17 protein-coding genes are annotated in these 22,928 nt (G+C 71.2%); 14 read left to right on the top strand and 3 right to left on the bottom strand.

The window, feature by feature from the left end; translation table 11 throughout:
• Window positions 1–39 precede the first annotated feature (39 nt).
• From ACZ6D7_RS26905 to ACZ6D7_RS26895, 3 genes are all read right to left on the bottom strand, one after another.
• The gene (locus ACZ6D7_RS26905) at window positions 40–978 is read right to left on the bottom strand and encodes a squalene/phytoene synthase family protein (protein ID WP_469495728.1); all 939 of its coding nucleotides are present in this window, start codon (window positions 976–978) and stop codon (window positions 40–42) included.
• A 143-nt stretch (window positions 979–1,121) separates the two neighbouring features.
• Window positions 1,122–3,305 carry an endonuclease gene (locus ACZ6D7_RS26900; RefSeq protein WP_469495726.1) on the bottom strand — a complete coding sequence of 728 codons (2,184 nt, stop codon included), beginning with the start codon at window positions 3,303–3,305 and terminating at the stop codon, window positions 1,122–1,124.
• A 99-nt stretch (window positions 3,306–3,404) separates the two neighbouring features.
• The gene (locus tag ACZ6D7_RS26895) at window positions 3,405–3,866 is read right to left on the bottom strand and encodes a carboxypeptidase regulatory-like domain-containing protein (RefSeq protein WP_469495722.1); all 462 of its coding nucleotides are present in this window, start codon (window positions 3,864–3,866) and stop codon (window positions 3,405–3,407) included.
• Window positions 3,867–4,609: 743 nt separating this feature from the next.
• Between ACZ6D7_RS26895 and ACZ6D7_RS26890 the strand changes: the two genes are divergently transcribed.
• The 14 genes from ACZ6D7_RS26890 (at window position 4,610) to ACZ6D7_RS26825 (ending at window position 22,908) form a co-directional block, all read left to right on the top strand.
• On the top strand, window positions 4,610–5,431 hold the full coding sequence (locus tag ACZ6D7_RS26890) for a hypothetical protein (RefSeq protein WP_469495719.1): 822 nt from the start codon (window positions 4,610–4,612) through the stop codon (window positions 5,429–5,431).
• An 84-nt stretch (window positions 5,432–5,515) separates the two neighbouring features.
• On the top strand, window positions 5,516–6,826 hold the full coding sequence (locus ACZ6D7_RS26885) for a hypothetical protein (RefSeq protein WP_469495716.1): 1,311 nt from the start codon (window positions 5,516–5,518) through the stop codon (window positions 6,824–6,826).
• Window positions 6,827–6,863: 37 nt separating this feature from the next.
• Complete coding sequence (locus ACZ6D7_RS26880; RefSeq protein ID WP_469495714.1) at window positions 6,864–7,268, top strand: hypothetical protein; 405 nt, start codon at window positions 6,864–6,866, stop codon at window positions 7,266–7,268.
• A 24-nt stretch (window positions 7,269–7,292) separates the two neighbouring features.
• Window positions 7,293–7,532, top strand: a complete 240-nt coding sequence (locus tag ACZ6D7_RS26875) for a hypothetical protein (RefSeq protein ID WP_469495711.1) — start codon at window positions 7,293–7,295, stop codon at window positions 7,530–7,532.
• A 58-nt stretch (window positions 7,533–7,590) separates the two neighbouring features.
• Entirely contained in the window at window positions 7,591–9,378 is a 1,788-nt protein-coding gene (locus ACZ6D7_RS26870; RefSeq protein ID WP_469495706.1) for a hypothetical protein, read from the top strand.
• Window positions 9,375–13,154: an AHH domain-containing protein gene (locus ACZ6D7_RS26865; RefSeq protein ID WP_469495704.1), complete on the top strand. Its 3,780-nt coding sequence runs from the start codon at window positions 9,375–9,377 to the stop codon at window positions 13,152–13,154. Before ACZ6D7_RS26870 ends, ACZ6D7_RS26865 begins: the two co-directional genes overlap by 4 nt.
• A gap of 30 nt (window positions 13,155–13,184) precedes the next feature.
• Window positions 13,185–13,682: a hypothetical protein gene (locus tag ACZ6D7_RS26860; RefSeq protein ID WP_469495702.1), complete on the top strand. Its 498-nt coding sequence runs from the start codon at window positions 13,185–13,187 to the stop codon at window positions 13,680–13,682.
• Window positions 13,679–14,083: a hypothetical protein gene (locus tag ACZ6D7_RS26855; RefSeq protein ID WP_469495698.1), complete on the top strand. Its 405-nt coding sequence runs from the start codon at window positions 13,679–13,681 to the stop codon at window positions 14,081–14,083. The genes ACZ6D7_RS26860 and ACZ6D7_RS26855 overlap by 4 nt, the downstream gene beginning before the upstream one ends.
• On the top strand, window positions 14,074–15,912 hold the full coding sequence (locus ACZ6D7_RS26850; RefSeq protein ID WP_469495695.1) for a hypothetical protein: 1,839 nt from the start codon (window positions 14,074–14,076) through the stop codon (window positions 15,910–15,912). Before ACZ6D7_RS26855 ends, ACZ6D7_RS26850 begins: the two co-directional genes overlap by 10 nt.
• On the top strand, window positions 15,912–16,289 hold the full coding sequence (locus ACZ6D7_RS26845; RefSeq protein WP_469495692.1) for a hypothetical protein: 378 nt from the start codon (window positions 15,912–15,914) through the stop codon (window positions 16,287–16,289). Before ACZ6D7_RS26850 ends, ACZ6D7_RS26845 begins: the two co-directional genes overlap by 1 nt.
• Complete coding sequence (locus tag ACZ6D7_RS26840) at window positions 16,289–16,840, top strand: hypothetical protein (protein ID WP_469495689.1); 552 nt, start codon at window positions 16,289–16,291, stop codon at window positions 16,838–16,840. Before ACZ6D7_RS26845 ends, ACZ6D7_RS26840 begins: the two co-directional genes overlap by 1 nt.
• Complete coding sequence (locus ACZ6D7_RS26835) at window positions 16,833–18,197, top strand: baseplate J/gp47 family protein (protein WP_469495687.1); 1,365 nt, start codon at window positions 16,833–16,835, stop codon at window positions 18,195–18,197. The genes ACZ6D7_RS26840 and ACZ6D7_RS26835 overlap by 8 nt, the downstream gene beginning before the upstream one ends.
• Complete coding sequence (locus ACZ6D7_RS26830) at window positions 18,194–22,312, top strand: LamG-like jellyroll fold domain-containing protein (RefSeq protein WP_469495684.1); 4,119 nt, start codon at window positions 18,194–18,196, stop codon at window positions 22,310–22,312. Before ACZ6D7_RS26835 ends, ACZ6D7_RS26830 begins: the two co-directional genes overlap by 4 nt.
• The gene (locus ACZ6D7_RS26825; protein WP_469495681.1) at window positions 22,309–22,908 is read left to right on the top strand and encodes a hypothetical protein; all 600 of its coding nucleotides are present in this window, start codon (window positions 22,309–22,311) and stop codon (window positions 22,906–22,908) included. The genes ACZ6D7_RS26830 and ACZ6D7_RS26825 overlap by 4 nt, the downstream gene beginning before the upstream one ends.
• Window positions 22,909–22,928: the final 20 nt, after the last annotated feature.

The raw sequence follows: 22,928 nt of genomic DNA, 5'->3' as shown, positions 1-22,928 counted from the left end.
CGCGCATACAGGCGCGCCACGACGAAACCGACCAGTGAGCTACCGCATCCGGCGCTGCTCGATCCGCGCGCGGCGGTACTGACGGCCCAGGACCCGCAATGCGGCCAGCCGTGCCGGCCCCGCCCCGCGGCGCAGGAGCCCTGCCCCCTCGCGCCTCACCGCGCGGAGCCGAAGCGCCTGGACAGCGATCAGGGCGTCGAGGAACGGCCGATGTTCGGCCCCGACGAGAGCGGGAAGCACACGGCATTCCGCCAGCGCGGCCTCGGCACGATCGGCCTGTTCTCGGATCAGGTGCTCCAGCGCGGGCACGCACGCCTCCGACTTGCTCCGCAGGTCCTCGACCTTCACCTCGTGCCGGGCCAACTCCTCCCGCGGAATGCCGATGCGGCCCTGCTCGGCGTCCTCGGCCAGGTCGGCCAGGAAGTCGCTGCGCTGCCACCCTTCGATCAGCGCGCGGCATCCCTTGACGAACGGCTCGTCGGCTCCGGCGTCGGGAACGGGCGCGATCAGTGACGCGGTGAGCATCAGGCCGGGCAGGGAGTAACTGTCCACATACGCCTGGAAGTCGGCCTCCGTGTCGAAGCCGGTCCAACCGGCCTCGACCGGAGCGCCGTCGAGGAAGGCACGGACCCGTGTCGCCAGGTGCGGGTGACGGCGCGTCGTGTCCCAGAGAGCCGCGAGGGTGCCCCGGGCGGGCGGTTCGCTGCTCTCAAGGGCTGCTGTGGTCTCAGCGTCCCAGGAACGGAGCGCCGCCTGGCGGGCGCCTACCTCGCCGGCGTCGATCAACTCGTCGGTCGCGTGCATGTACGCCACCGCGGCGATGACGGGCGGGTGAAGGTGCGCCGGCAGCAACAGCCGGACCGCGACGTACTCGTGAAGGGCGAACCTCCGCACGAACCCGCGCTGGGTGTCGTACGTCTGCCGCAGACGCGGATCAGTGATTCCGGCCGTCGTCAGAGCGGCAGACCAACGGATCACGACTCTCCCTGTCCTCGATCGCTCGGCACCGGTTCTCAGCGACATGGCACCTTGATCGAAGACTAGCGAGTCGACGGCCCACGCCGTGCGGGGCCCTGGCGCTGATCAGGGCCCCGAACCGGCGACGAACAGGGCAGCGTCTGTCACGACCAGGCGTGGGCGAAGTCGATGGCGCGGGCCCATTCCTGGTGGTCGACGAGCGGGTTGCGGTTGCCCTGGATCTCCGCGATGGCGAAGTTGCGGTGCTGCTCGTACAGGCCGACCGGGTCCGATTCATGCCAGTCCAGCAGGGTGGCGAGTTGCTCCGGCTGCAGTTCGGCGTCGGCGTCCCCGACGAGTCCCGGGTAGCGCAGGATGAAGTACAGGGTTGCCCGGGCGACGGGGCCCTTGCCCGCCGACGGCTCGAAGCCCTGGCGCTCACGCCGTCCGCAGGATCCTCGGCTGACCTCTTCCGGGTCGGTGAAGTCGAAGTAGGGGATGTTGCTGCGGAAGCTGTTGCACGTGGTCTCACAGGCGAAGAGGTGGTGCAGGTCTCCCCGCATGGGTTCACGCTTGGCGAACCAGGACTGCGGCACCACATGCTCGCAGTTGAACGCCAGGGCCGCTTCGAGGGCCTCCATCTCCGCGGCGAGTGCTTCCCCGCCCAGGAAGGCCTCACTGAAGGCCAGTTCCTGCCAGCGCTGGATGCGGGCGGTTTCCACGGCGGCGTCGGCCCGTATGAATTCCTCGGGAGCGAACACCTGGCCGGAATATATGCTGCGCAGCTGCTTGTCGGGGTGCAGGTCCACCCACGGATACAGCATGCGCATCGGCTTGTAGGCGGGCTTACGTTCGTGGGTGCGTTCGAGCAGATCGGTGAGGGCGGGGCCCAGCTCGGCTCGGCCGGCACCGTCGAGCCCCGCGTAGTAGGCATCTCGTGCGATCCGGTCGGCGTCGGCGTCGAAGTACAAACGCTCCCGGCCGACGTCCAGGTTGGTCAGCCCCGCCTTCAGGTCCGCTTCGGCGGGAGAGACATGACCGTTCACCGGGATGACGGTCGCCGCCGGCGGAGCGCCGGGAGCGACACCGACGCCCACCGGGGCGGCCGTAGGCGGTGCCGAAGCGGCGGTACGGGGCTGGACGGTGACGACGACATCGACCGGCACCGTCACCCGCGACGCCCCGTCGGCCCCGACGGTCGCGGTGGAGCCGGCCCTTCCGTTGGTGGAAGGCGGCGGAGTGCCGGGGGCGACGCCGACGCCCACGGGGGCGGCCGGGGCAGCGGCGACGCCTTCGAAGAGGCCGGCCCGAAGTTCGCCGGCGGGGCCGGACACGGCGGCCTGCCGCACCGCTTGCAGCACACGGCTGATCCGCACTCCCTCGTTCGCCTTCCACGCCAGCCGGCTCTCACCCATCTCGGGCCGCCACAGGCTGCCGTCCACGGAGAGGAAGCGGCCGTCGGCGTCCTTGAGCGGGACGCCGGCATGGTGCAGGGCCACCACTTCCCACTGGTCGTTGTAGACGGGGGAGCCCGAGGAACCCGGCGCGGTGTCGGTCGAGTAGTGGACGAAGTCCTCCAGGAGGTCCACCACCTCGTTCTCGCGCAGCGCGAGCTGCTTGGGCTCACCGTTGGGGTGCTGGATGATGTTGACCATCTCGCCCAGGATCACCTTGCCCTGGGCCTCGCTCAGCGGCAGCCAGGAGATGTCCTTCAGGCTCTCGCCGCCCCGGCCTCGGTCGGCCACCGCGACCAACGTGAAGTCCAGGTCCCGGTCGGTGACGAAGAACCGGCCGGGTTCCAGGTCGAAGACGATGGGCGTCATCGTGCGCCCGTCGACGCCGGCCTGGTAGTTGAACTCGATGACCCCGCGTTCGGCCTCCTGGGGGTCGGCCAGGACATGGTTGTTGGTCAGCATCAGGGACGGGGACGTCAGGAAACCGGTTCCGACATGCGCCTCGGGGCCGCGGACGACGACCCGGCCCACGGAGCGTGCGGCCAGGTAGCCGCTCTCGAGGAACCTGACATCGATCAGGTCGTTGCGACCCATCAGCCGTTCCAGGCCCAGCATGTCGGTGCCGAAGTTCTCCGGGGCCAGCCCGGAGAGGCTGCTCCCGGTGGTGGGCAGGCGCGGAGTGCCTTCCATGGCGGTGGCCTGTGACCAGTCCGCTCCCAGGCGGGCCAGCCGCGTGGTGACCCGTTCCGGCGAGTCCGCGTACAGCACCCCCTGGCCGTCCAGTACTTGCCGGGTCCGCTCACGGGCCGCGGCGCGTTCCTCGTACCGGGTGCTGGCCCGCTCTATCTGCTCCTGCAGTTGGTCCGTCCGACGTCGATATGCCGTGGTGGTCATGGTGGTTCGCCTCCTTGCCGCGCACACCGTCCGGCGCCTGTTCCGGCAGCCCGTCCTCGGCGCGCGATTCCGTTGTGGCTGAACGCTCAGAGGGGGCGCCTACGCGGACGCCCGGAAGTGCTGGAGGAGCCGCAGCTGTACTTCCTGAAGCACCCGGCTGGTCAGCTTGAGGCCGGCCAGCCGGGAGGCTGCCGTTCGGGCGTATGCGGCATTCCGCTCGGCTTGGGCCCACAGGCCGGCGGCGAAGAAATAACCGCTCAGCGCGTCCACCGCCGAGGCCTCGGTGGCGCCATGGCCGACGGGGAGCAGATACCGGTCCAGGGGAACCTTGTCGCTCGCCACCACGTTCGCCGCCACCGACGGATGCCAGTCCTCGGCGTTGTTCAGCGTTTCATGGGTGTCGAACCGTACGGTCACCGTGTCGCCGGCGGGGACCGCCAGGTCGTACCGCCCCTCGGTGTCCGTGTAGGTGTGTTCGACGACAGTCGCGTCGTGCTGGACACTGACCTCGATCATGGGGACCGGCTGCCGGTCGGTGATGCTTCGCACGTGCCCGTACACGAGAATCTCCTCCGACTGCGCCGCCGGGACGAGGCGTGCCGCGGACGTGTCCGCGTCGCGAGGTGGGGGCGTTCGAGAGTCGTTCCGACGGACGGAACGTCGTTGGACGGCTGTCGGTCCATTTCGGAACACTCGTGGGGGAGAGCCTCCCGCTCGGCCGATGCACCAGGCATGTTCCGCCGCCCGCACCGTCCAGTCTGTGCCAGGCAGCAGCTGACTGCCACTCGGGGAGAGGCGTCTCGATCCGGGTACGCCGAGGGGAGCGGCTCGGGGCCGACCGGTCGGCGAGGGCTGGTCAACTCCCGTGCCGGTGCGTCAGGTCGGTCCACTTGAAGCGTGAACCATTGGTGGTGAGGACGCAATTCGGGGCTCCGCGGCAGCGGGTGCTCTCGAAGGCGATCTCCGCATCCCGCCGAACGCGACCGCCCGTCCCGTGAGTTGAAGTCCGCGATCCGCCCGGCGGCCGAGCGCGCCGGCGTCGTCCCGGACCGGCCGTCTCCGGCGCCGGGCCATGCGTTCGGCGAGTGACCTGCCGTCGAGTCCTGAGATGCCGCGGCGCCCCGATCGGCTTACCGTGGAAACAGATCTCTCCGTCGGAGAGCTCCTGGAACGCGCCCCCTGGAAGTTCTTTCCGGACGGGTCCCGCATGAGCAGTACCCCGCTGCGGGATCCGAGGCGTGTGCTCGCGTCCCCTCCGGGCGGCATGCCGTCGTCCGATTCCGTGCCCTGTGTCTGGAATCGCCATGTCCGGATTCCCCGACAAGATGATGGTCCGCTACCTGGATCCGGTCCAGGTCGGCCAACTCCTGCAACCCGCGGACGACCCGGACGGCACACGGCTGCGAACTCTCCTGGCCGCCGTCTACGAACCGAGCCGACTGGAGGTCCGCTCCGTCGACTCGGTCACCGTCACGGCGAAGGACTTCCAGGTCCCGGTGAGCGCCCCCCTGAAGATGCAAGGGAGCTGGGAGAAGCTGCTGCCGGACGTCGCCCAGTCCCGAGCAGTCGTCGAGATGCCCTCCGTCACCGCGCCCCACTGGATCGACCTCGCACTGGACACGGTCGTCACGGCGCGCGTCGCCCTCACCGAGGGTGCGCTGGAATCCATCGACTCGCAGGACGTGTCGGCTCTGCCGGAGGACGAGTTCGTCGCCCGGTTCGACTTCCTCGACCTTCCGGAGCTGATGCGCCGTGCGAACGTCGCGGATTTCCGGGAACTGCAGGAGCAGTTCCCACGCTTGTACCGCCTGCACTACGCGCAGGCGCCTCCGTTCGATCCGAATGCGCCGGCGCGCAGATACCGGCTGCGGATCGCGGTGCTCTTCTTCGCCGAACTGGACCTCGCGGCGTCCCTGCGCCGACTGGTCCAGTGCCGTGGCGCGCAGGACGACTCACGCCCGCGCCCCGACGAATACGACGGCGGGGCTCTGCTCGCCACCAGCGCATGGCTGGCGGTCTTCCCCGCTGCCGCACTCACCGTCCCCGACCCACCCGGATCAGCGCGGGAGGTGTCCGACCTGCTGGCTGCCGAGGGTTGTGCGACCGCCTTCGTCGACTCCCCGTGAGTGAGACCAGGCAGCCCGCCGAAGAGCGGCGCGGCGAGTCCGATGCGGCGCCGGCACGCAGCAAGGAAACGTAAGGAGCCGTCGATGACGGTCAAGTACATCGATGTCCGGCCCACCAGCGACCTGTTCGCGCCAGCGGTCCGGGCCTTCGGAGACATCGCGATCATCGGCAGGACCAGTGGCTTCCCTGGCGCACGGCCCGAGCCCAAGGACTTCAGCAACCCGGCGGACATCGCCAGGGCCTTCCCACCCGGCAGCACCAAGCTGGCGAGCAACGCGGCCAAGGGGGATCCCGCGATCGTCGTTCCCGTGGACCTGCGCAAGGACACCGTCATCCGCATCGGTACGGACGGCACCGGCGAGGAACACAAGGTGGCGAGTTCCGCGGCGAGTGCCGCGAACTTCACGCTCACCCTGGACTCCCCCCTGAAGGAAGCGCGCCCGGCCGGGGCGGACGTCACCGAGGTGCCCGGTGAGGGGAGCGACCTCGCCCGGGCGGTGCGGATCGCCTTCCGCCAGTCCCCGCCCCCGACCAAGGTCTGGGGTGTCCCGGTGGAGACGGACAGGCCGGCGGCCTGGGACGCGGCTCTGGCCGAGGTGGCCAAACTCAACGTGCAGTTCGTCGTCCTGGCGGACACACCGCTGAACAACGCCAACAGCGCGCTGATCGGCAAACTGGCCGACCACGTCGCCGCCGACCTGGGCGACGGCAAGGAACGGATCGGCGTCGCGATGTTCGACCCCGCCCTCAAGGCGGACGACGCCGTGAAGCTCATCACCGGCGCTGTCAAGAGCGAGCGGATGGTCCTGGTCGCCCACAAGTCGTCGGAGGATGTCGCCGCGGCCACCGCCGGAGTGATCGCGGGGTACCGTCCGCACATCTCCATGCTGCTCAAACCGATCAGCATCGCCATGACCGGGACGTTCTCGGACTCGGACATCGACGTATACGACCGGAACCTCGTCAACTGGATCACCAGCCCCGTCCTGCTCCCCGGCCAGGCGCTCTACCTGGGGGAGGGCTACACGGCGGATGCCAGCCGCAACAAGAAGTACATCGACATCGTCCGCACGCTCGACGACGTCAACTTCCAGATCAAGGCGACGCTGATCGACGCGATCGGCGACCTCCGGATCTCCCGGGTGGGGCTGCGCACCGTCGTCACCCTGGTCCAGTCGGTGCTCTCCCCGCTGGTGGCGCAGCAGGTGATCGAGGACTTCTCGATCGTGGTACCGCTGCTGACACTCTTCGACAAGGAGCCCGCCGATCTCGCTCCGGCCGAGGCGCAGCAGATCAAGCAGGCCCGCGCGCGGCGCTCGGTCGACATGACCGTCCAGGTCGTCTACGCGGGAGCCATCCACCGGCTGAAGATCGACCTCGTCTTCACGGGCTGACCAGGCCTTCAGGCCGCGCCAGAGGAAGTGAAAGACCATGCCCGACGCCCTGAAGTGGGACACCCGGCTCGCCGTGATGCTGGACGGCAAACCGGTCACACCCATCGACTCGTTCAACCCGACGTTCAACGTCCCCGTGCAACCGCTGCACTCGCTGGAGGCCGACAACGTCGCGTACGTCGTCCAGCCCAAGGCGTTCACGTTCACCATGGCGGTGAAGGCGATCGGCCCGGTGGTGGCGAAGCTGACGGCCATGGCGATGGAGCACACCAGCTTCACCGTCGCGGTCCAGCAGGCGAAAGGATCGGACTGGGCGTTCCAGGACATCTCCTTCAACAGGTGCTACATCACGTCCGTCGCCAACACCATGGTGATCGACGGAGTGCCCACGACCACGTTCAACTGCATCTGCCTCGAGACAGTGCCCAAGGCCAAGGGCTGACCTGCGAAAGGGTGGTGCGGACCCATGACCGAACCGGACCAGGAGGGCACGCAGTCCGTCGAACGAGCCGGACTGGTCGAGGTACACGAGGGCGACAAGGTCGTCCCGGCACCCGGCTCGGAGGCGGCCGTGTCGGCCCGCTCCGGCACCGAGGTCCACTACTACTTCCCGATCCACGTGGTGCTGACCGGTGACATCGGGCCGGAGACCAGGAAGGCCATCGAGGACGAGATCTGGGACCAGCTGTACCAGGCGTTCCGCTGAGACCGCCCCGGCCGCGGGCCGGCATCGGCGTGACGACTGGATGATCCGAGGAGCCGGGATGCCGCGGATATCGTGCCACTTCCCCATCACCGTGTCGGTCGTCGGCGAGCCGTCGGCAGCGGACCTGGAGGAGCTCGGGCGGGTCGTCGAGGAGGCGCTCAGCGCGCGGCTGACCCAGGCCCGAAGCCACCTGGCGACCGTCAGCGGCCGGGAACCCGCGCAGCCGGCAGTGGCCCGTGAGCACCTGCACACGGACCGGGTCGACGCCGGCGGCCGGGACTACCGAGTCCCTTCGTACGAGGGCGCAGGCGCGCTGAAGTCCGTGCCGGTGGCCGCTTCTGCGGGACGGGCGGGCGACCCGGCGGTGCTCACGGACAGCGAACTCGACACCGAGTACGCCCACGCACGGGACTGGCTGCTGGGGCATCCCGACACCGACCCGGCCCACACCACGACCCAGGCGTACCTGCGGGCGCTGGAGAGCGAGCTGCACCGCCGGGCCGGACGAGCGGCGTCGGCGCCCGCCGCCGGCGGCCCACCCACCGTCACCCCGAGTGCCCCGCCGGCCAGCCTGCCGCACGCGCTGGTCCCGGGCGTCGGCACACCGCCGCCGGCCGACGTGCCGCTCCGGGTCACCGCGGCGCACGCGGGAGGAGCGTACGGCGAGCACGACCTGCCCTTCCTCCTCGGACAGCGCGGATTCCGCATGGTGATCACGTCGTCCGGTCCGGGAGCGCACCAGCTGACCGGACGCGGTATCGACGCCATCGCCGTGCGTCCGGGCGACGGCGAACTGTGGCTCATCGACAACAAGGCTCACGGAGGCCTCGACCCGGCCAAGGGCAGCTCCGCGACCGCCCTGGGAAGGAACCTGCGCGCGAGCCTGGAGGAGGCCGCGGCCAAGGTGCGTGCGATGCCGGACTTCCCTGAGAAGGCCGATGTCCTGCACAGGCTGGAAGCCTCGCTGACGGCCGTCCGGGCAGGGAAACCGATCCCGCCGGGGCTCGACGTCAAGCTGAAGGTGACCAACGCCGGCGGCTACGCGCCCCGCGCCACGGGGCTGCCGCGCGGGGTGGAGTTCGAGGACCTCGTCGGCCCCGACGTCAGGGCCGCGCGGCGGGCCGACGTCGCGGACGCCAAGGCAGCCGGAGTCGCGGCGGGACGTCCGGCCTCCCATGCCGGGACGGAGGCCGTGCGCCGCCGGGTCGGCGGGGCGATGTCCCGGCAACCGCTGCGGGTGCCGGTCAAGGTCCGGATCGCGAGCGGACTGCGCAGCGGCGGGATCGGCTTGGCCAAGATCGTCGGGGCGGTCGTCTGGGCGGCCGTCGGGGCCCGGATCCGGCAGGAGTACGAGACCCGGAAGATACAGGAGTGGACCGAACCCCGGCTGAGGGCGATGGAACCAGCGATCCAGGCCCGCATCGAGGACCGCCTCGAGGACCTGGTGGACCTTCAACTGGCCCGGCCCGGCAAGCCCCTGTACGCCGTCGTAGGGATTCTCACCACGATCTACCGCAGAGGCGGCGGTGAGAACCTGATGGGCGCGGAGGCCGAACTGACCTCGGTGAGCGTCGGAGCGGAGCCGGTCGAGCGCAGCGAGACCGAGCGGGTCACGGGCGGAAGCCGCTGGTGGACGGGGGTGTGGCAGCACGACCTCATCCGTACGACGTACTCGATCGAACTCGAGCCGCTCGGCAAGGCGGATCTGGCAGCCGTCCTGCGGGCCCGGATCGCGGCCGAGGAGTCCTGGGTGACGGAGACCTCCATGAACCCGGAGGAGCACCTCGCCTCCCAGCGCCGACGGAACGCGCTGCTACGGCAGTTGGCCGAGGTGGACGCGTCATGAGCCGGGGCGGAGACGTTCTCCACATCCGGCCGCACCTGCCGGACGGCGATGCGCTGACCTTGGAGTCGACGGACGGGCGGGAACTGCCGCCGGACCGACGGCGCGCGCTCGAGGACGTGCTGCTGCGCGCCGTGGCACGAGCCGTGGAAGCGCTCCAGCCTCCCGATCTGCAGGCCGTCGGAGCCGCCCCCGCGGCCGGTTCGGCGCAGGTGGCGGTTCCGGGCGCGGCAGAGCGGGCCGACCTGTCCGTGTCCGGGGACGCGGAGGCTGCCCAGAGCCCGGCGGCCGTGCCCCACGGCGGTCTGCAACTGGCCTTCACGGTGCCGGTCGATGTCGCGGACGCCATCGACGCGACCGGCGGGACGGGCATCGGTGACGCCACCGACGCGACCGGCGCCACCGCAGGTGCCGCCGGTGCCACCACGGGTGCCGTCGACGTGTCCGCAGGTGCCGCAGGTGCCGCAGGTGTCACCGAGTCCACGGAGACCACGGAGACCACAGGCGACACGGGCGCTCCCGAGGCCGCAGGCCGGCCGGGCGAACCGAAGCCGTCCGGGCCCGTGGCAGCCGGTCCGGCCGGCTCCGCCCGGGGTCCGGCCCGCCGTGCACCCGCGTCGACCGCGCCCACGAGTGCGGCACGCACTCCCGCACCGCCCCCCGCGGTCCCCGAGCCGCCGGAGAGCGAGGCGGGGGAGCCGGCCGGAGCGGATCAGGTCGTCGAGGGCCCCAGCCCTCTGGACCGCCACATCGTGATGCCCCTGACCGGCGGCCGGGTGGCCACCCTGGGCGGTGACCCGCGCCATGTGCGCGCCCGCAACCTGACCCGGGCGATCCAGCTCGGTCTCGGGGTCTTCGGCACCACGTCCTTCGCCCTGCTGGAGGGCCCGGTGGGAGCGGAGGAGAGCCGGGTGTGGGCGATCGCGACCACGCCCACCGTCTCCAACGAGAACCTCAAGCGTGCCGAGGCCCGCCTGCCCACTGGCCGCGAAATGCAGTCGGTGACGGGCGGCGAGATCTACCGCAGCCTCGTGGACGACGCCGGCGACCGGTACGCCGTCCTGGCCGTGGTGACCAAGGAACGCAACCCGGTGACCCCCGACGCGGCGGCCGGCCGCAGATTCGGCGAGCGGATGGTCTGGGGCGAGCCGAAGCTGTCAGAGGAGGAGACCCGTCAGCTCGTCTTCGGGGACCTCGACCAGCTGGTCGATCAGGTGCTCAAGGGTGACCGCACCCGCCTGGAGGAGGTCGCCGACCGCCTCGCCCGGTTCGACGTGGAGGCGTTCAACCTGGTCGACCGGCCGACGAAGTCGCGGTACCTGCAGGTCCTGATCGACGCCTGGACGCTGGTGGAGCACGAGCGGGCCATCGTCGAGATCATGAAGTCGCTCAGGAGCGTCGCGGAGCTCCAGGCCGTCCGTGAACGGCTGGCCGAGGCCCATGTCGCCGAGAAACTCTTCAGCGACATCGGAGACACCCTGTGGGACCTGCTGGTCGCCGTCGGCACCAGGTTCGGCGGCAAGGAGCCGCTCACCGTCGACAGCGTGACCCAGCTCTTCCGCGAGGCGTTCGCCCTGCCGCCCGAGGTCAGGGAGGCCATCGAGAGGGACGGGCCGACCGCCGTGACCGAACAGGCGGCGCGTTCCCTGCTGCTGGAGGTCGAGACGGCCATCGGCGCGTTGGTGAACCTGCTGTACGGCATGGTCGAGGGACTGGCCATGATGCTGACGCGGCCGGCCCAGGTCCTCGAGGGTCTGGGCCAAGTGGCCCAGCTCGTCCTGAAGTTCGAGCTGGCGCGCCTCGGCTACGCACCCGCCCAGGCCGAATGCGCGTTGCTGGTGAAACAGATCGGCCCCAAGCTCGTGGCCGGCCTGCGCGGTGCCGCGCTCCTCCACGTCGGTGAGCGGGCGTTCGCCAAGGTGCGCTGGGCCGTGGTCGTTGAGGTGGCCTCCTGGTTCGTCGGGATCGGTGAGATCAAGGCCGCGGCGGAGGCCGCCGGGCTCACGGAGAAGCTGGCGGTCGTGGCGCGGTTCCTCGCGCTGATCGGCAAGGTGGCCAGGACCGCCGAGGGCGAGCTGATCTCCACCCGGTTGGTCCGGGTGGCCCGGGCGATGCGCACCGGCAGCGCGATCCTGCGCGATCTCCGCGCCGACGAGGAGATCCTCAAGCTGCTCACCGCGCTGCCCGCCGAGGACGAGCGCCGCCTGGGCCTGCTGCTCAAGCGCGTCGACGTCGCCGAGGCCGCGACCCTGGCGGAGCTGGTCGCCCATCCGGAGCTGGGGCCCGCGGTCCGGGAATCGCTGCGCAAGGCCGAGATCCTCCAGACCCTCGCGGCCAAGTCGGGCGGTCTCAGCGAGGAGCTGGCCCAGGCGTTCCGACGGCTCGCCGGGCCCGAGGGCCTCGGAGAGCGGGAACTGGCGGCACTGGCCGATGTGCTCAAGCCCGGGGACGGCTCCCTGTTGCTGGCGACCATGGAACACATCGGTTACGGCCGGATCGGACCGGGGGCGGAGGTCGGAGCCGAGTTCCTGACCGTGCTGGCCGCGGAGACCATGCGCATGGATGCCGTACGAGAGGTCGGCTATGCGGTGGTGGCACTCGCCTTCGAGCGCACCGCGGGCGACACGGCGGCCTTCGACCGGACCCTGCGGGAACTCGCCCGTCTCCAGTTCGAGGCACGCCGCCAGGGCAAGACGGCCACGTTCGCCACCGTGCTGGAGGCGCTGGAGCGGGGAGACCCGCTGGCCTGGCGACTGGTCGCGGGCGCCGAAAGCGCGGTCACGGTCGAGCGGTCCGCCGTGGTGGCCCGGATCAAGCGCATCCGCGCCCGCTACCGGACCCGGGCGGCGAACCGGCGGGCCATGAAGAACCTGCTCGACCGGCTGCAGCGCCTGTCGAAGACCAATCCGGCGCTCGTGATGGAGATCCTCGAGGAGTTCGAGGCGCGACGCCTCGACCGGGCGGGCAGGCTCGCGGACGACGCGGACCTGGCGGCGGCCTTCGAGGACGTGGCGCGGCACGCCAGCCCCGAGGAGGCCCTGTTGCTCGATGCCGACGAGGTTCCCGCGGACAAGGACTTGAGCCTGATCGACCGGCGGCACCAGCCCCAGCACGGGGACAGCGCCGCGTCCGAACTGGCGGCGGCGATGGGGCCGGGCCCCGCCGGGCACGATCCGCACCACATCGTCGCGGACCGGGACCCACGCGCGGAAGTGCCCCGCCAGATCCTGCGCCAGGTCGGCATCGAACCCCGCAACTCCGCGCTGAACGGCGTGTACCTGCCGCGGACCTCGATCGATCCACGGATCGTCCCCCAGGCGGCCACCAGGCACCAGACCGTGCACACCAACGCGTACTACAAGAAGATCACTCGTGAGTTCCTCGACGCCAGGCGGGAGGGAAACGTCCACGGCCGCCTCGCGGAGATCAAGCGGCAGCTCACCGACAACCCCTCGTTCCAGGGCTGGGCCGGCTTCGACGAGGCCGAGAGCTACGCCGACTGGCTGGCGCGACACCGGGAGGAGGTCGACTGGCTCACCGACGACGAATTCGAGCACGTCGTCGAGAGCGCCCGCCGAGCGGTTCCCGAGCCGTCCGCGCCGGCACCCCCGGCCGCCGGCGGCGTCCGGATCGAAGGGAACCCGGCCGAGCCCCCGGGCGGTACACGGATCGCCGTCGAACCGCCCGCCCCCGAGGCGCCGCACGGCGAGCTCCTGGACGACGTCCCCGAGTCGGAACCCGCGCCCGAGAAGCGGCGCGGACTCCCGGGAACCGATTAGGAAAGGCAGGCGCACGCCATGGTCGCCGGTGTGAACGTTCCCGTCCTGATCGGTGCGGTACCGCTGTTCACGGTCACCACCCTGACCCTCAACGAGGGCTACCAGGTGGCGCGGATCGCCGGGAGCAGACTCGCCCAGCTCGTGTCGCCCACGGCCCGCACGATATCGATCGAGGCGGTGCTGGTGGGACGTAGCCGGCTGATCTACAAGAAGGGCCTGGAGGCCATGGCCCTGACCTCGCGGGTCCTCGCACCGGCCACCGCGCCGCTGATGAACTTCGCCGGGCTCCCCGTGGTCTGCGGCATGACCATCAGCCTCGACATGCAGATCACCAGTCTGCGCTTCACCCAGTCCAACCAGAAGCGCGACGCCATCGACGTCAGCATCACGCTGGAACACGTCCCGCGGTCCAGCGTGACCGCCGCACTCGGCGAGGCCATGGACCTGTTGCTGGCCTCCGGGCTGACAGCGGCCCCCAGTGTGAGCGGCATGGTGCCGGTGGAGCGCCAGTTGGGAGGCTCCCTGTGACCGCACTCGACTTCCGCCTGCTGCCCGTGGAACCGGACGAGGGCCTGCCGCAGGCGTTCCGCTGTCCGATCGGCGGGACGAGCTACGAATTCGGCCTGTACGCCAACATCCACGCCGGCCCCGACGACCCCCCGCAGACCCTCTACGACCTGGCGCCGCCCGCCCGCGCCGAGCAGCCCACCTCTCCACCCGGCTACCTCGTGCTTCGTGTGGTCGGCCCCGGGCCGGACGGGCCGCGGGTGGTGTTCCTGCGCAAGCTCGTCGCCGAGGCCGCACTGGTCCACCACACCGACCGGCTGGCGATCCGCCTGCTGGAGGCGAAACTGGCCCGCGGCAACCTCAACGGGCGCGGTCACTACGGCAGCCGCATCGTGATCGGGGTGGCGCTGCGATGGGAGTGATCCTCTGGTACCAGATCGACTTCCCCCGGCTCGGGCTGAAGGTCTCCAACGACATCGCCTCCCAGGCGGTGCTCACCGACGCCGAGATCAGCGTCAGTTACGGCTTCGGCCAGCCGGGCCACTTCCAGGTCCACCTCGCGGCCATGCCGCTGGCGGCGCAGCGGGCGCTCGGCAAGGCGCTGACAGGGGAACGCGGCGACCGCAAGGGCGGTGTCGAGATCACCATCACCCTCGGCTATCTGGAGTCGTCCGCTTCCCGCAAGCCCGTCCTGAGCGGCCGGGTGGACTCGATGACCGTGTCCAAGCGTTTCCCGCCCCTGGGCGTGCGTCTGAGCGGTTATGAGGAAGCCTCGTTCCGACTGCTCACCACGCGCAAGGTGGACGACGAGGGCGCCAAACCCGAGATGGCGCGGGCCACCAGGAAGAACGTCACACCCGCGGCGATGGCCGAGCACATCCTCAAGGCGGCCGAGGTGGGCCTGGCCGAGAAGGCCACCCCGGTCACACCGAAGATCTCCGAGATCAACGCCGACGCACAGAACGCCTTCGGGCTGCTGGAGGAGATCGCACGCCGGCACGGGGCCGAACTCCTCGTCCAGAACGGCGAAGCGCAGTTCGGCACCGCCGTCACCTTTCCGCCGTCGAGGGGCCTGCCCGTCCTGCCCGACGTGGGGGCCGTCCTGGCCTTCGTCGGCGGCGAGGAGAGCCTGCTCGCGCCGAAGGACATGGCCAGCGCCCGACTGGCCGAGTTCCAGCCGATCCAGGTCGGCGCCACCGGTAAACAGCGGGTCGTGACCGACCTGCCGGGCCAGTCGTCCGTGTCGGCCTTCGACTTCACCGTGCTCGGCCTGCCCGAGCTACGGGCCGGGCAACGGGTGGCCGCCAGCGTCGAGGGGTACGACAACCCGCTGGAAGGCTTCCGCATCCTTCAGCTCACCCACTCCTTCTCACCCAGCACCGGCTATGTGTGCAAAGGGCGGGCGGCCGCCTTCAAGGCCGGCGACAGCAACCGCAGCACCACGGAGGCCGCCCGCAAAGCCGACCCGACGGCGATCGCCGACGTCATCGCCGGCCGGATCCGGGACGAGCGCAAGCTGGCGCCCTCGGTCGACGTCGGCCAGGTGACCGAAGCCGTGTCCGATGAGCGGGTGGCGAGCCTGACCTACGGGCACGCGGCGTCCGAAGCCCTGGTCTCGTCGGCCGTCGACGTGCCGGTCGACACCGGCGGGCCGGTGCTCGGCGGCAAGCCGCTCGCCTCACCGTTCGCCTGGCACGACGTGGGACTGTCCGTTCCGGTCTACGAGGGCATGCGCGCCCTGCTCAACCAGGTCCGCGACTCCCGCGACGACGCGGTGGTCGCCGGGTTCCTCTGGGCCAACCATCCGAAGATGAACCGTCCGAAGGCGAAGGCCGGCGACTGGTGGCTCTGCCTGCCGACGGAGTTGTCCCCCGGCACCGAGCCACGCCCGACGGGCAAGGGGGCCAACGACCTCACCGGTGCCGACGGCCGCCGCGTGGTGGAGGCGATCGGACTGAAGCTGTCCGTCGGGAAGACCAACTGCTCCGGCGTCGGTGAACGCCCCACCGAGGGCGAAGCGGAGGAGTTCCTGCTGAGCCACGCCTCTGGGGCCGAACTGCGGATCGACGGCGGCGGGAACGTCACCGTGTCGGCGGCCACCGGCAAGACCCTGACCCTGAGCGACGGCCGGGCGACCGTCACGGTCGCCGACGGGAAGGTCAGCGTCTCGGCGGGCACCGGCCAGACCGTGACCCTGAGCGACGGTCAGGTGAGTCTGACCGTCGGGAACGGAAAGGTGGCGATCACCTGATGCCGCTCGTACTCGTGGCGGGTGCCGTCCTGCAGTGTTCGCACGGCGGCCAGACGAAACTGACGACCGGTGATCCGCGCGTCACCGTCCAGGGGCAGGGTGTGGTCGGCAGCGGCATGGAAGTCGGCTTCCAGTTCGGGGCGGCCGAGAAACCCGTCCCGGGCATGGTCACACCGTGCGCCGGGAGATCACCCGACGGTTCGGCACCGATGCCCTGTGTCATCGCCGCCCCCGCGCCACCGGCCGGTCTGGCCGTCAAGCTCGCCGTCGGCGGCAAGCCCGTCCTGCTCGCCACGGCGAACGGGATCACCGTGAGCGGCGTCCCGGGCACCTGGAAGGTCGCCGACGCCGGGCAGGTCGTCCTGGAGGCGAGCTGATGACTCTCTTCGATGCGGACCTGCCCCTCGGCGCCGGACTGCCCGGTGTTCCCGACTTCCGTCTGTCCGACGGGACGGGTGCCCCCGACCCGGGCGCGCCCAGCCTCGGCAGCAGCCTCAAGGTCGAGGCCGGCGATCTCGTCATCGACGAACTGACCGGCGGCCCGGCGCAGGTGCGGGGCCTGGACGCGCTCGTCCAGGCACTGGTGCTGGCCGTGGAGACGCAGTCGGGCAGCGACCGGCTGAACACCGAGTTCGGCTTCGACCGACTGGCCGTCGGCCGGTACGCACTCGGTGTCCCCGCACGCAAGGAGTACATCCGGATGCAGCTCGTGCGCTGTCTGAGTGCCGACCGCAGGGTCCGGGACGTACGTGAGGTCTTCTTCGAGGACGACCCGCGCTTCCTCGAACTGCGCCCCGGACTCGACGAGGCGGCGCATGAACGGATCGTCGAAGCGGCCCGGTCCCGCCGCAGCTACACCGCCTACGCGGTCGTCGAGACGGCGGCCGGCTCCACGCTGACGCTCGAGTCGGGAGGACGCCTTGACTGACGACGCATCGGCCCTGCGGCCACCGACCGGTCCCGTCCCGCGCCACGACCCGGTGGGCGTGACCGCGGACGGCTTCACGCTCAAGGGCATCGACAGCGTCATCGCCGACCAGCACGCCCGGGCCCGGGCCATGTTCGGCAGCGATGTCGACCTCACCTCCGGCAGCGCTCTGAGAAAGGTGCTGGACGCCGCCGCCGTGCAGGTGCACGAGCTCTGGCGCAGCCTGGAGGACCAGTACTACGCCAACTTCGCCACCACCGCGCAGGGCGCCAGCCTGGACCTCCTCGGTACCGACCTCGGACTGGAACGGCGTCGGCTGCAGGCCACGGGGGAGGTCTCCCTGACCCTCACCGGCATCGATCCCGACCGTCGGATCGTGCTGCCGCAGGGCACCGTCATCGAAACCGTGGAGCCGCCCCGAACGAGCCTGCGGACCGCCACGGCGGTGCGGCTGTCCGCCGACACGCCTCCGGTCACCGTCCGCGTCCGGTCCGTCGTGCGGGGGAGGGAGGGCAACGTCCCGGCGGGCATGGCCCTGCGCCTGGAGCCCACCTGGGCCCGCGTCCACCTCAACCTCGGACCCGCGAAGGTCACCGTCACCGCTCCCGAGGGCGTCGCCGGCGGCGAGTTCGTCGAACCGGACGACGCCTACCGGGCACGCCTGCTCGGCGTCCCGCGCACCCTGTGGACCCAGGAGGCGCTGCTCGTGCGGCTCCTGGAGGTCCCCGGCGTGCGGGACGCGGCGATCTTCGATCCGCTCGGCGGAGTCGACGCCTCACGCAGCCGGTTCGGCACCTACCGCTTCGACCAGAGGGCGTTCTCCGCCGAACGGCAGACCGGATCGCCGTACTACTTCGACGTCGTCGTCGCCGTCGAACCGGGCTGGCCCTGGCGACGGGAGGACGGCGACGTGCACATCGCGCCCGTCCACGACGCCGTGGCGGAGGCCGTCCGCCAGTGGCGGCCGGTGTCCGTCTTCCCGAACATCAAACGGGCCAACCAGGTCGACGTCGGCATCCGGGCCACCCTCGTGGTCCAGGCCGGACACGACCCCGACGCCATCCGGGGCGAGATCCTCACGGCCGTCACCGCCGGAGTCGACCGGCTCCGCATGGGCCGGGGCGTCCTGCACTCGGACGTCGTGCTGACCGTGCGCTCCGTCGCCGGAGTGGTGGACGTGCAGAGCCTGCGACTGCGCCGGTGCGCGCCCGTCTTCGGCGACATCGGCTTCGGCGGTGGCGTGCACGGCAGCGCCGAGGAACTGTCCGTCGGCGAGAACCTGCAGCTCGCACCCGACGAGATCGCCCGATTCGCCCTCGACAGCCCGCTCATCGACATCCAGGTGGCCGTCCAATGAGCGCCGACTTCCTGGACATCATGCGCGGTGGGCTCACCCCTGCCTACGACCGGGGCATGGAACGCCTCGGCGTAGGCCTCGAACGCGCCGAGAAGAACACGCTGCGCTGCGTCTACGACGTCGGCTTCGAGGCCTACCGGGCCCGTTACGGACGGCTGCCGGACTCCCCGCGCTACCTGCTCGCGCCTCGACGCCGGATCGCCGAGCCGTGCACCGTCGAGGTCCGCTTCATCCGCGAGCCGGGCCAGGACGAGGAGCGCGCACCCGTCCAGTTCCCCGCCGGGTGGCCGGCGGGCCGGGACAAGGCAGTGGAGTTCCCCGGCCCCGCCGCCACACTGACCGGCCGGACCCGTCTGACCGGCATCGCCCCCCTCGCGCACGCCCCGCAGTCGCCGACGGACTGGGAGGTCACCGCGCTCCTCGGCAATCTCGCCAAACTGCTGTGGGCGGTCGGCTGGGACTACGAGGACCTGTCCGGGCAGGTCGCCGATGTGTCCGCCCAGCGCTACGCACACAGCGCCCGCGGCTTCAGCCTCGACCTGATCGGCCGGGACCTGGGCGCGCCACGGTTCCCGCCCAGGCCGTACGCCTGGGACGACCTGACGGTGGCCCTCTACCACCTGGACGACCGGGCCTTGCCGGGCACGGAGGTCGTGGACGTCGCCGACGCCGCCGCGGGCTTCGGTGTCACCCCCCACCACGCGAAGAACGCGGGCGCGTCGAGCGGACGGATCGGGCGCTTCTCCGCGGCCTTCGAGTTCACCGGCACGAGCACCGTCACCGTCCGGCACGACCCGGTCTTCGACGTCGGGCCGCAGACCCCGCTCACGGTCGAGGCCGTCATCCGGGCGTCCCGCGATGGTCCGCAGCCCGGCGCCGTGCTGTCCAAGCGGTCGCTGCTGAACTCCGCCTCCGCGCCCGGCTGGTCGCTGACCGTCGGACCGTACCGCGAAGTCGAGAGGAACCTGCGGTTCGCGGTCGCCGACGAGGCCGGCACACCGGTCGAGGTCTTCGCGGACCGGGATGTGGGCGACGGCAGGTTCCACCATGTCGCCGGGATCGTCGAACGGCTGCCGCCCGATCCGGACGCGCCCGAGGCACCGCGACCGGCAGTCGTCCGGCTCCACATCGACGGTGTCGAGGTCGCCAGGCACCACGTGGACCGACTGGGCGCACTGTCCAGTCCCGAGCGGATCGCCCTCGGACTGGGCCGGGAACAGACGCCCACCGGGACCGTCGACGCGGGCTTCGTCGGATTGATGGAGGAGGTCCGGATCTCGCGCACCGCCCGCACCGACTTCGAACCGGTCACCGGGGAGAGCGACGACCACTACCGGATGCGGCTGGCCCTCTTCCAGAGCTGGCTGGTGCCCACTCCCGACGCACTGCGCACAGCACTCAACCGCCCCGGCCCGGACGGCACCCCGCAGGCACCGATCGAGATCGTGGAGGGGACGGAGCGGCCCGCGACCGGCTCCGCACTGCTGCGGATCCTCCCGGGCCCGCTCATCCAGGGACAGAGCATCACGGCCGACGGCGACCAGCGCGCCGGCCAGGCCGAGGCGGTGGGCACCCCGGACGACGAGCCCGACTTCGACCCCGGCTGGCTGTGCCTGCACCAAGGCGGCCCCGGTCTGAGCGAGGCCAGTGCCGGCACACAGATGCAATACGGCGTCAAACAGGCCCTGGACGCGCTGCTCGCCCGGCTCCCCCACGGAAGCGGCGAGGAACTGCACATCCTCAAGGCCTACGACCCGGCCGCCACCGATGTGCACCGGGTCGGGCGTGCACTGCTCCTGAGGCATTCCACCCTCGGCTCCGACGAACTCGCGGTGCACGCCCACGCGGTCGGGTTCGGCTGGGTCCATCACACCGCCGAGGGAGCGGTGCGGGTCGCCCAGCCGCCCGGCCCGGCATTTCACATCGCCATCGACCAGGTACGCGTGGGCGGGCCGCCCGTCGCACTCGCACTGGAGCCGTCACCGGACCGCCTGGCCGGCGCCAAGGTCCGATGGTCGGTCATCCGGTGCGGGCCCGGCGCCGCCACCGTCCGCCAGGGCACTCCGGCCCTGCTGACCGCCGAGGCCCCCGGGGAGGTGACGCTCCAGGTGGAGGTCGTGCGCGCAGGCCATGTCCAGGGAGGCAGTCGCGTGGTGCGCATCAGCCCGGCCGCCGGAAGCCTCGCCGTGGGAGAGTCGATCAGCGGCTCGGGCCGGCGCGCGGTCTCCGAGACGGAGGCAGCCGGAGGGCGCACCGAGGACTTCGACCCGGACGACCTGCTGGTGCGTACCGACGACCTGCTCGGCGAGCGCCCGCCGGTCGACTACGGCGACGCACCCGCCGACCGCCGGATGCAGCGGACCGCCTCCCGGTGCCTGGACCGACTCCTCGACCTGATGCCGACCGACGGCACCCTGTCCGTCCTGGGCTCCTTCGACCCGGAGGCGGCAGGGCTGCGCGGCCAGGGCCGGGCACTGGTCCTGCGGCACTCCGCGCTGGACGCCGGCGAGCTGGCCGTGGCGGCCTTCGACGCCGGATTCGCCTTCGTCGAGGTCGCGCGGCCGGACCCCCTCGCCGAGCCCGTCGTCCACGTCGCCGTGCCGCCGGGCGAGCCGATCGAGGTGCACGGCCCGGCCGAACTCGCGGTCCACCAGCAGGCGACGGTCACCGCCGATCCGCATGCCGAGGCCGTCGACGCCTGTTTCAGCCGGGACGGCGGGCACGTCCACCTGTCCGACGCCGGCAGCCATCGCGTCACCACGTTCACCGTCGCGGCCGCCCCACCCGACGGCTTCCCCACGCTCACCTTCGCCCGATCCGCACCGGTGACGCCCTTCCCCGGCCCGCTGACCCTGGCGAGCGGCCGGCTCTACGTGGCGCACGAACTGCCGGGACGCGTCTCGGCGCTCGACCCCGCCACCCTGGAACCCGCCGCACCCGCCGCACCCGCCATCAGAGGGCCACGTCCCGTCGCCCTCGCCACCGACGGCAGCCGCCTCTTCGTCGCCTTCGCCGGCGACCGGACGCTGCGCGCCTATGACCCGCTGACACAGCAAGAGACCGGAAGCCTGACCCTGCCCGGTGTCCCTCACGCGCTCGCCACCGGCACCGACGCCGCGCCCCTCGCCGTGCTGCTCGACGACGGCCGCTACTGCCTGGTCACACGATCCACCCTGCAACTCCAGGGGAGCGCCATCGACACCGGACCCGGCACGCAGGTGCTGGACGTCGCCCTCACACCCGACGGGACGAAGCTGTACGTGGGCTGCCTCACCCAGGGCCCGGGCGGCGAAGCCGCGGCCTCCGTGCGGGTCTTCTCCACCGGCGCCGCGCAGCCGACGGCCGAGGTCCGCGGCTTCCCCGGCCTGACGGTCCCGGTGGCGCTGCGCGCGGCTCCGGACGGCCGGCACGTGTACGTGGCCACGGCGGGCACACCGAGCGCCGCCGGGCGGGTGCACGTGATCGACACGACCACCGACACCCTGCTGCCAGGTGTCTTCTCCCCGGGCGGCGACTGCCACGTCCTCGCCCCCAGTCCCGCCGCGGCGCCGTACGGGCCGTGCCTGCTCGCCGCCCCTCGGGGGTCGGCGACCGCGCTGCTCGCCGACGCCCTGCCACTGGGCGAGTCCCCGCCCGGGCCGCCCCGCCTGAGGTCCCGCCAGGTGCTGGGCCCCGGAGCCGTCCGGGAGCTCGTCTGGTCGACGACGCCCACCGCGCAGGGACGGGTGGAGCTCGACACCCTCGGCCATCCGGTGAACGGGATCAGGGGCCGTACGCCGGGGCTGGTCCTGGCGCGGGTGGGCTACTTCCCCGCCGGAGGCCTGCGGCCCTATCAGTGCGAGGTCCGCCTCGGCGGGGACCTGGACGGACGGCGTGACTTCTTCATCAGCAAGGACCGCTACGACCTGGTGCTGAACGTCCTCAACTGGTTCCACCCCATCGGCGTCGAGTTCCGTACCGAGCGGCTGCGCGCCCACGTCAGGGAGCTGGCCGGTGGTGAAGCCGACACCGACGTCCTGCCCGCCTACACCTTCCCGACCTACCACAGGTCGGAAGTGCTGCCGTTCCGGCCTCCCGCCCGCTCCCTCCGACCGGACAAGGACGAAGAGACATGAAGATTCCCCCGAAGTACGTGCCCAAGTTCTCCCACAAGGACTGGATCGACAACGAGGACCGCGTCCAGGCGGGCGGCGACGCGGGCATCAACATCAGGTTCCACAAACTGGAGGACGAGTTCCGGACCCTGGCGGACGAGCATCTCAATCCGCTGATCCGGTTCGTCGCCCCGGAGGAGTCGTTCCTCTCGCTGGTGCCGGTCCTCACCCCGACGAAGACGGACAACAACCAGACACAGGCCGCGATGCCCTGGTTGATCTCCACCGACGTGGCGCAGAAGGCCTCGGGGCAGAAGGAGGCCCACGGCCTGATGAACGTGGTCCTGCCGGACGACGCGGAGATCACGTCCCTCAAGGTGATCGGCACCAAATCGGGCGAGGGCACCTTCACGGTGAGCCTGCGACGCAGGGACTTCGAGGGTTCCCTGGCGCAGCCCCTCGTCAGTGTCACCGCATTGAACACGCCGACGCCGCTGGACCCGCCGGCGAAGGTCACCAACGCGACGCACCGCTACTTCCTCGTCGCGGACCTGACGGGCGCGCCGACCGATTCGGACACGGTGAAGCTGTCCTGTTTCCAGATCGCCTACCGATGACACACCGTTCTCGAAAGGAG

Source organism: Streptomyces sp. NPDC041784 (assembly GCF_055591025.1).
The sequence above is the reverse complement of the archived record's forward strand: the minus strand, read 5'-3'. Positions and strand labels throughout refer to the sequence as shown.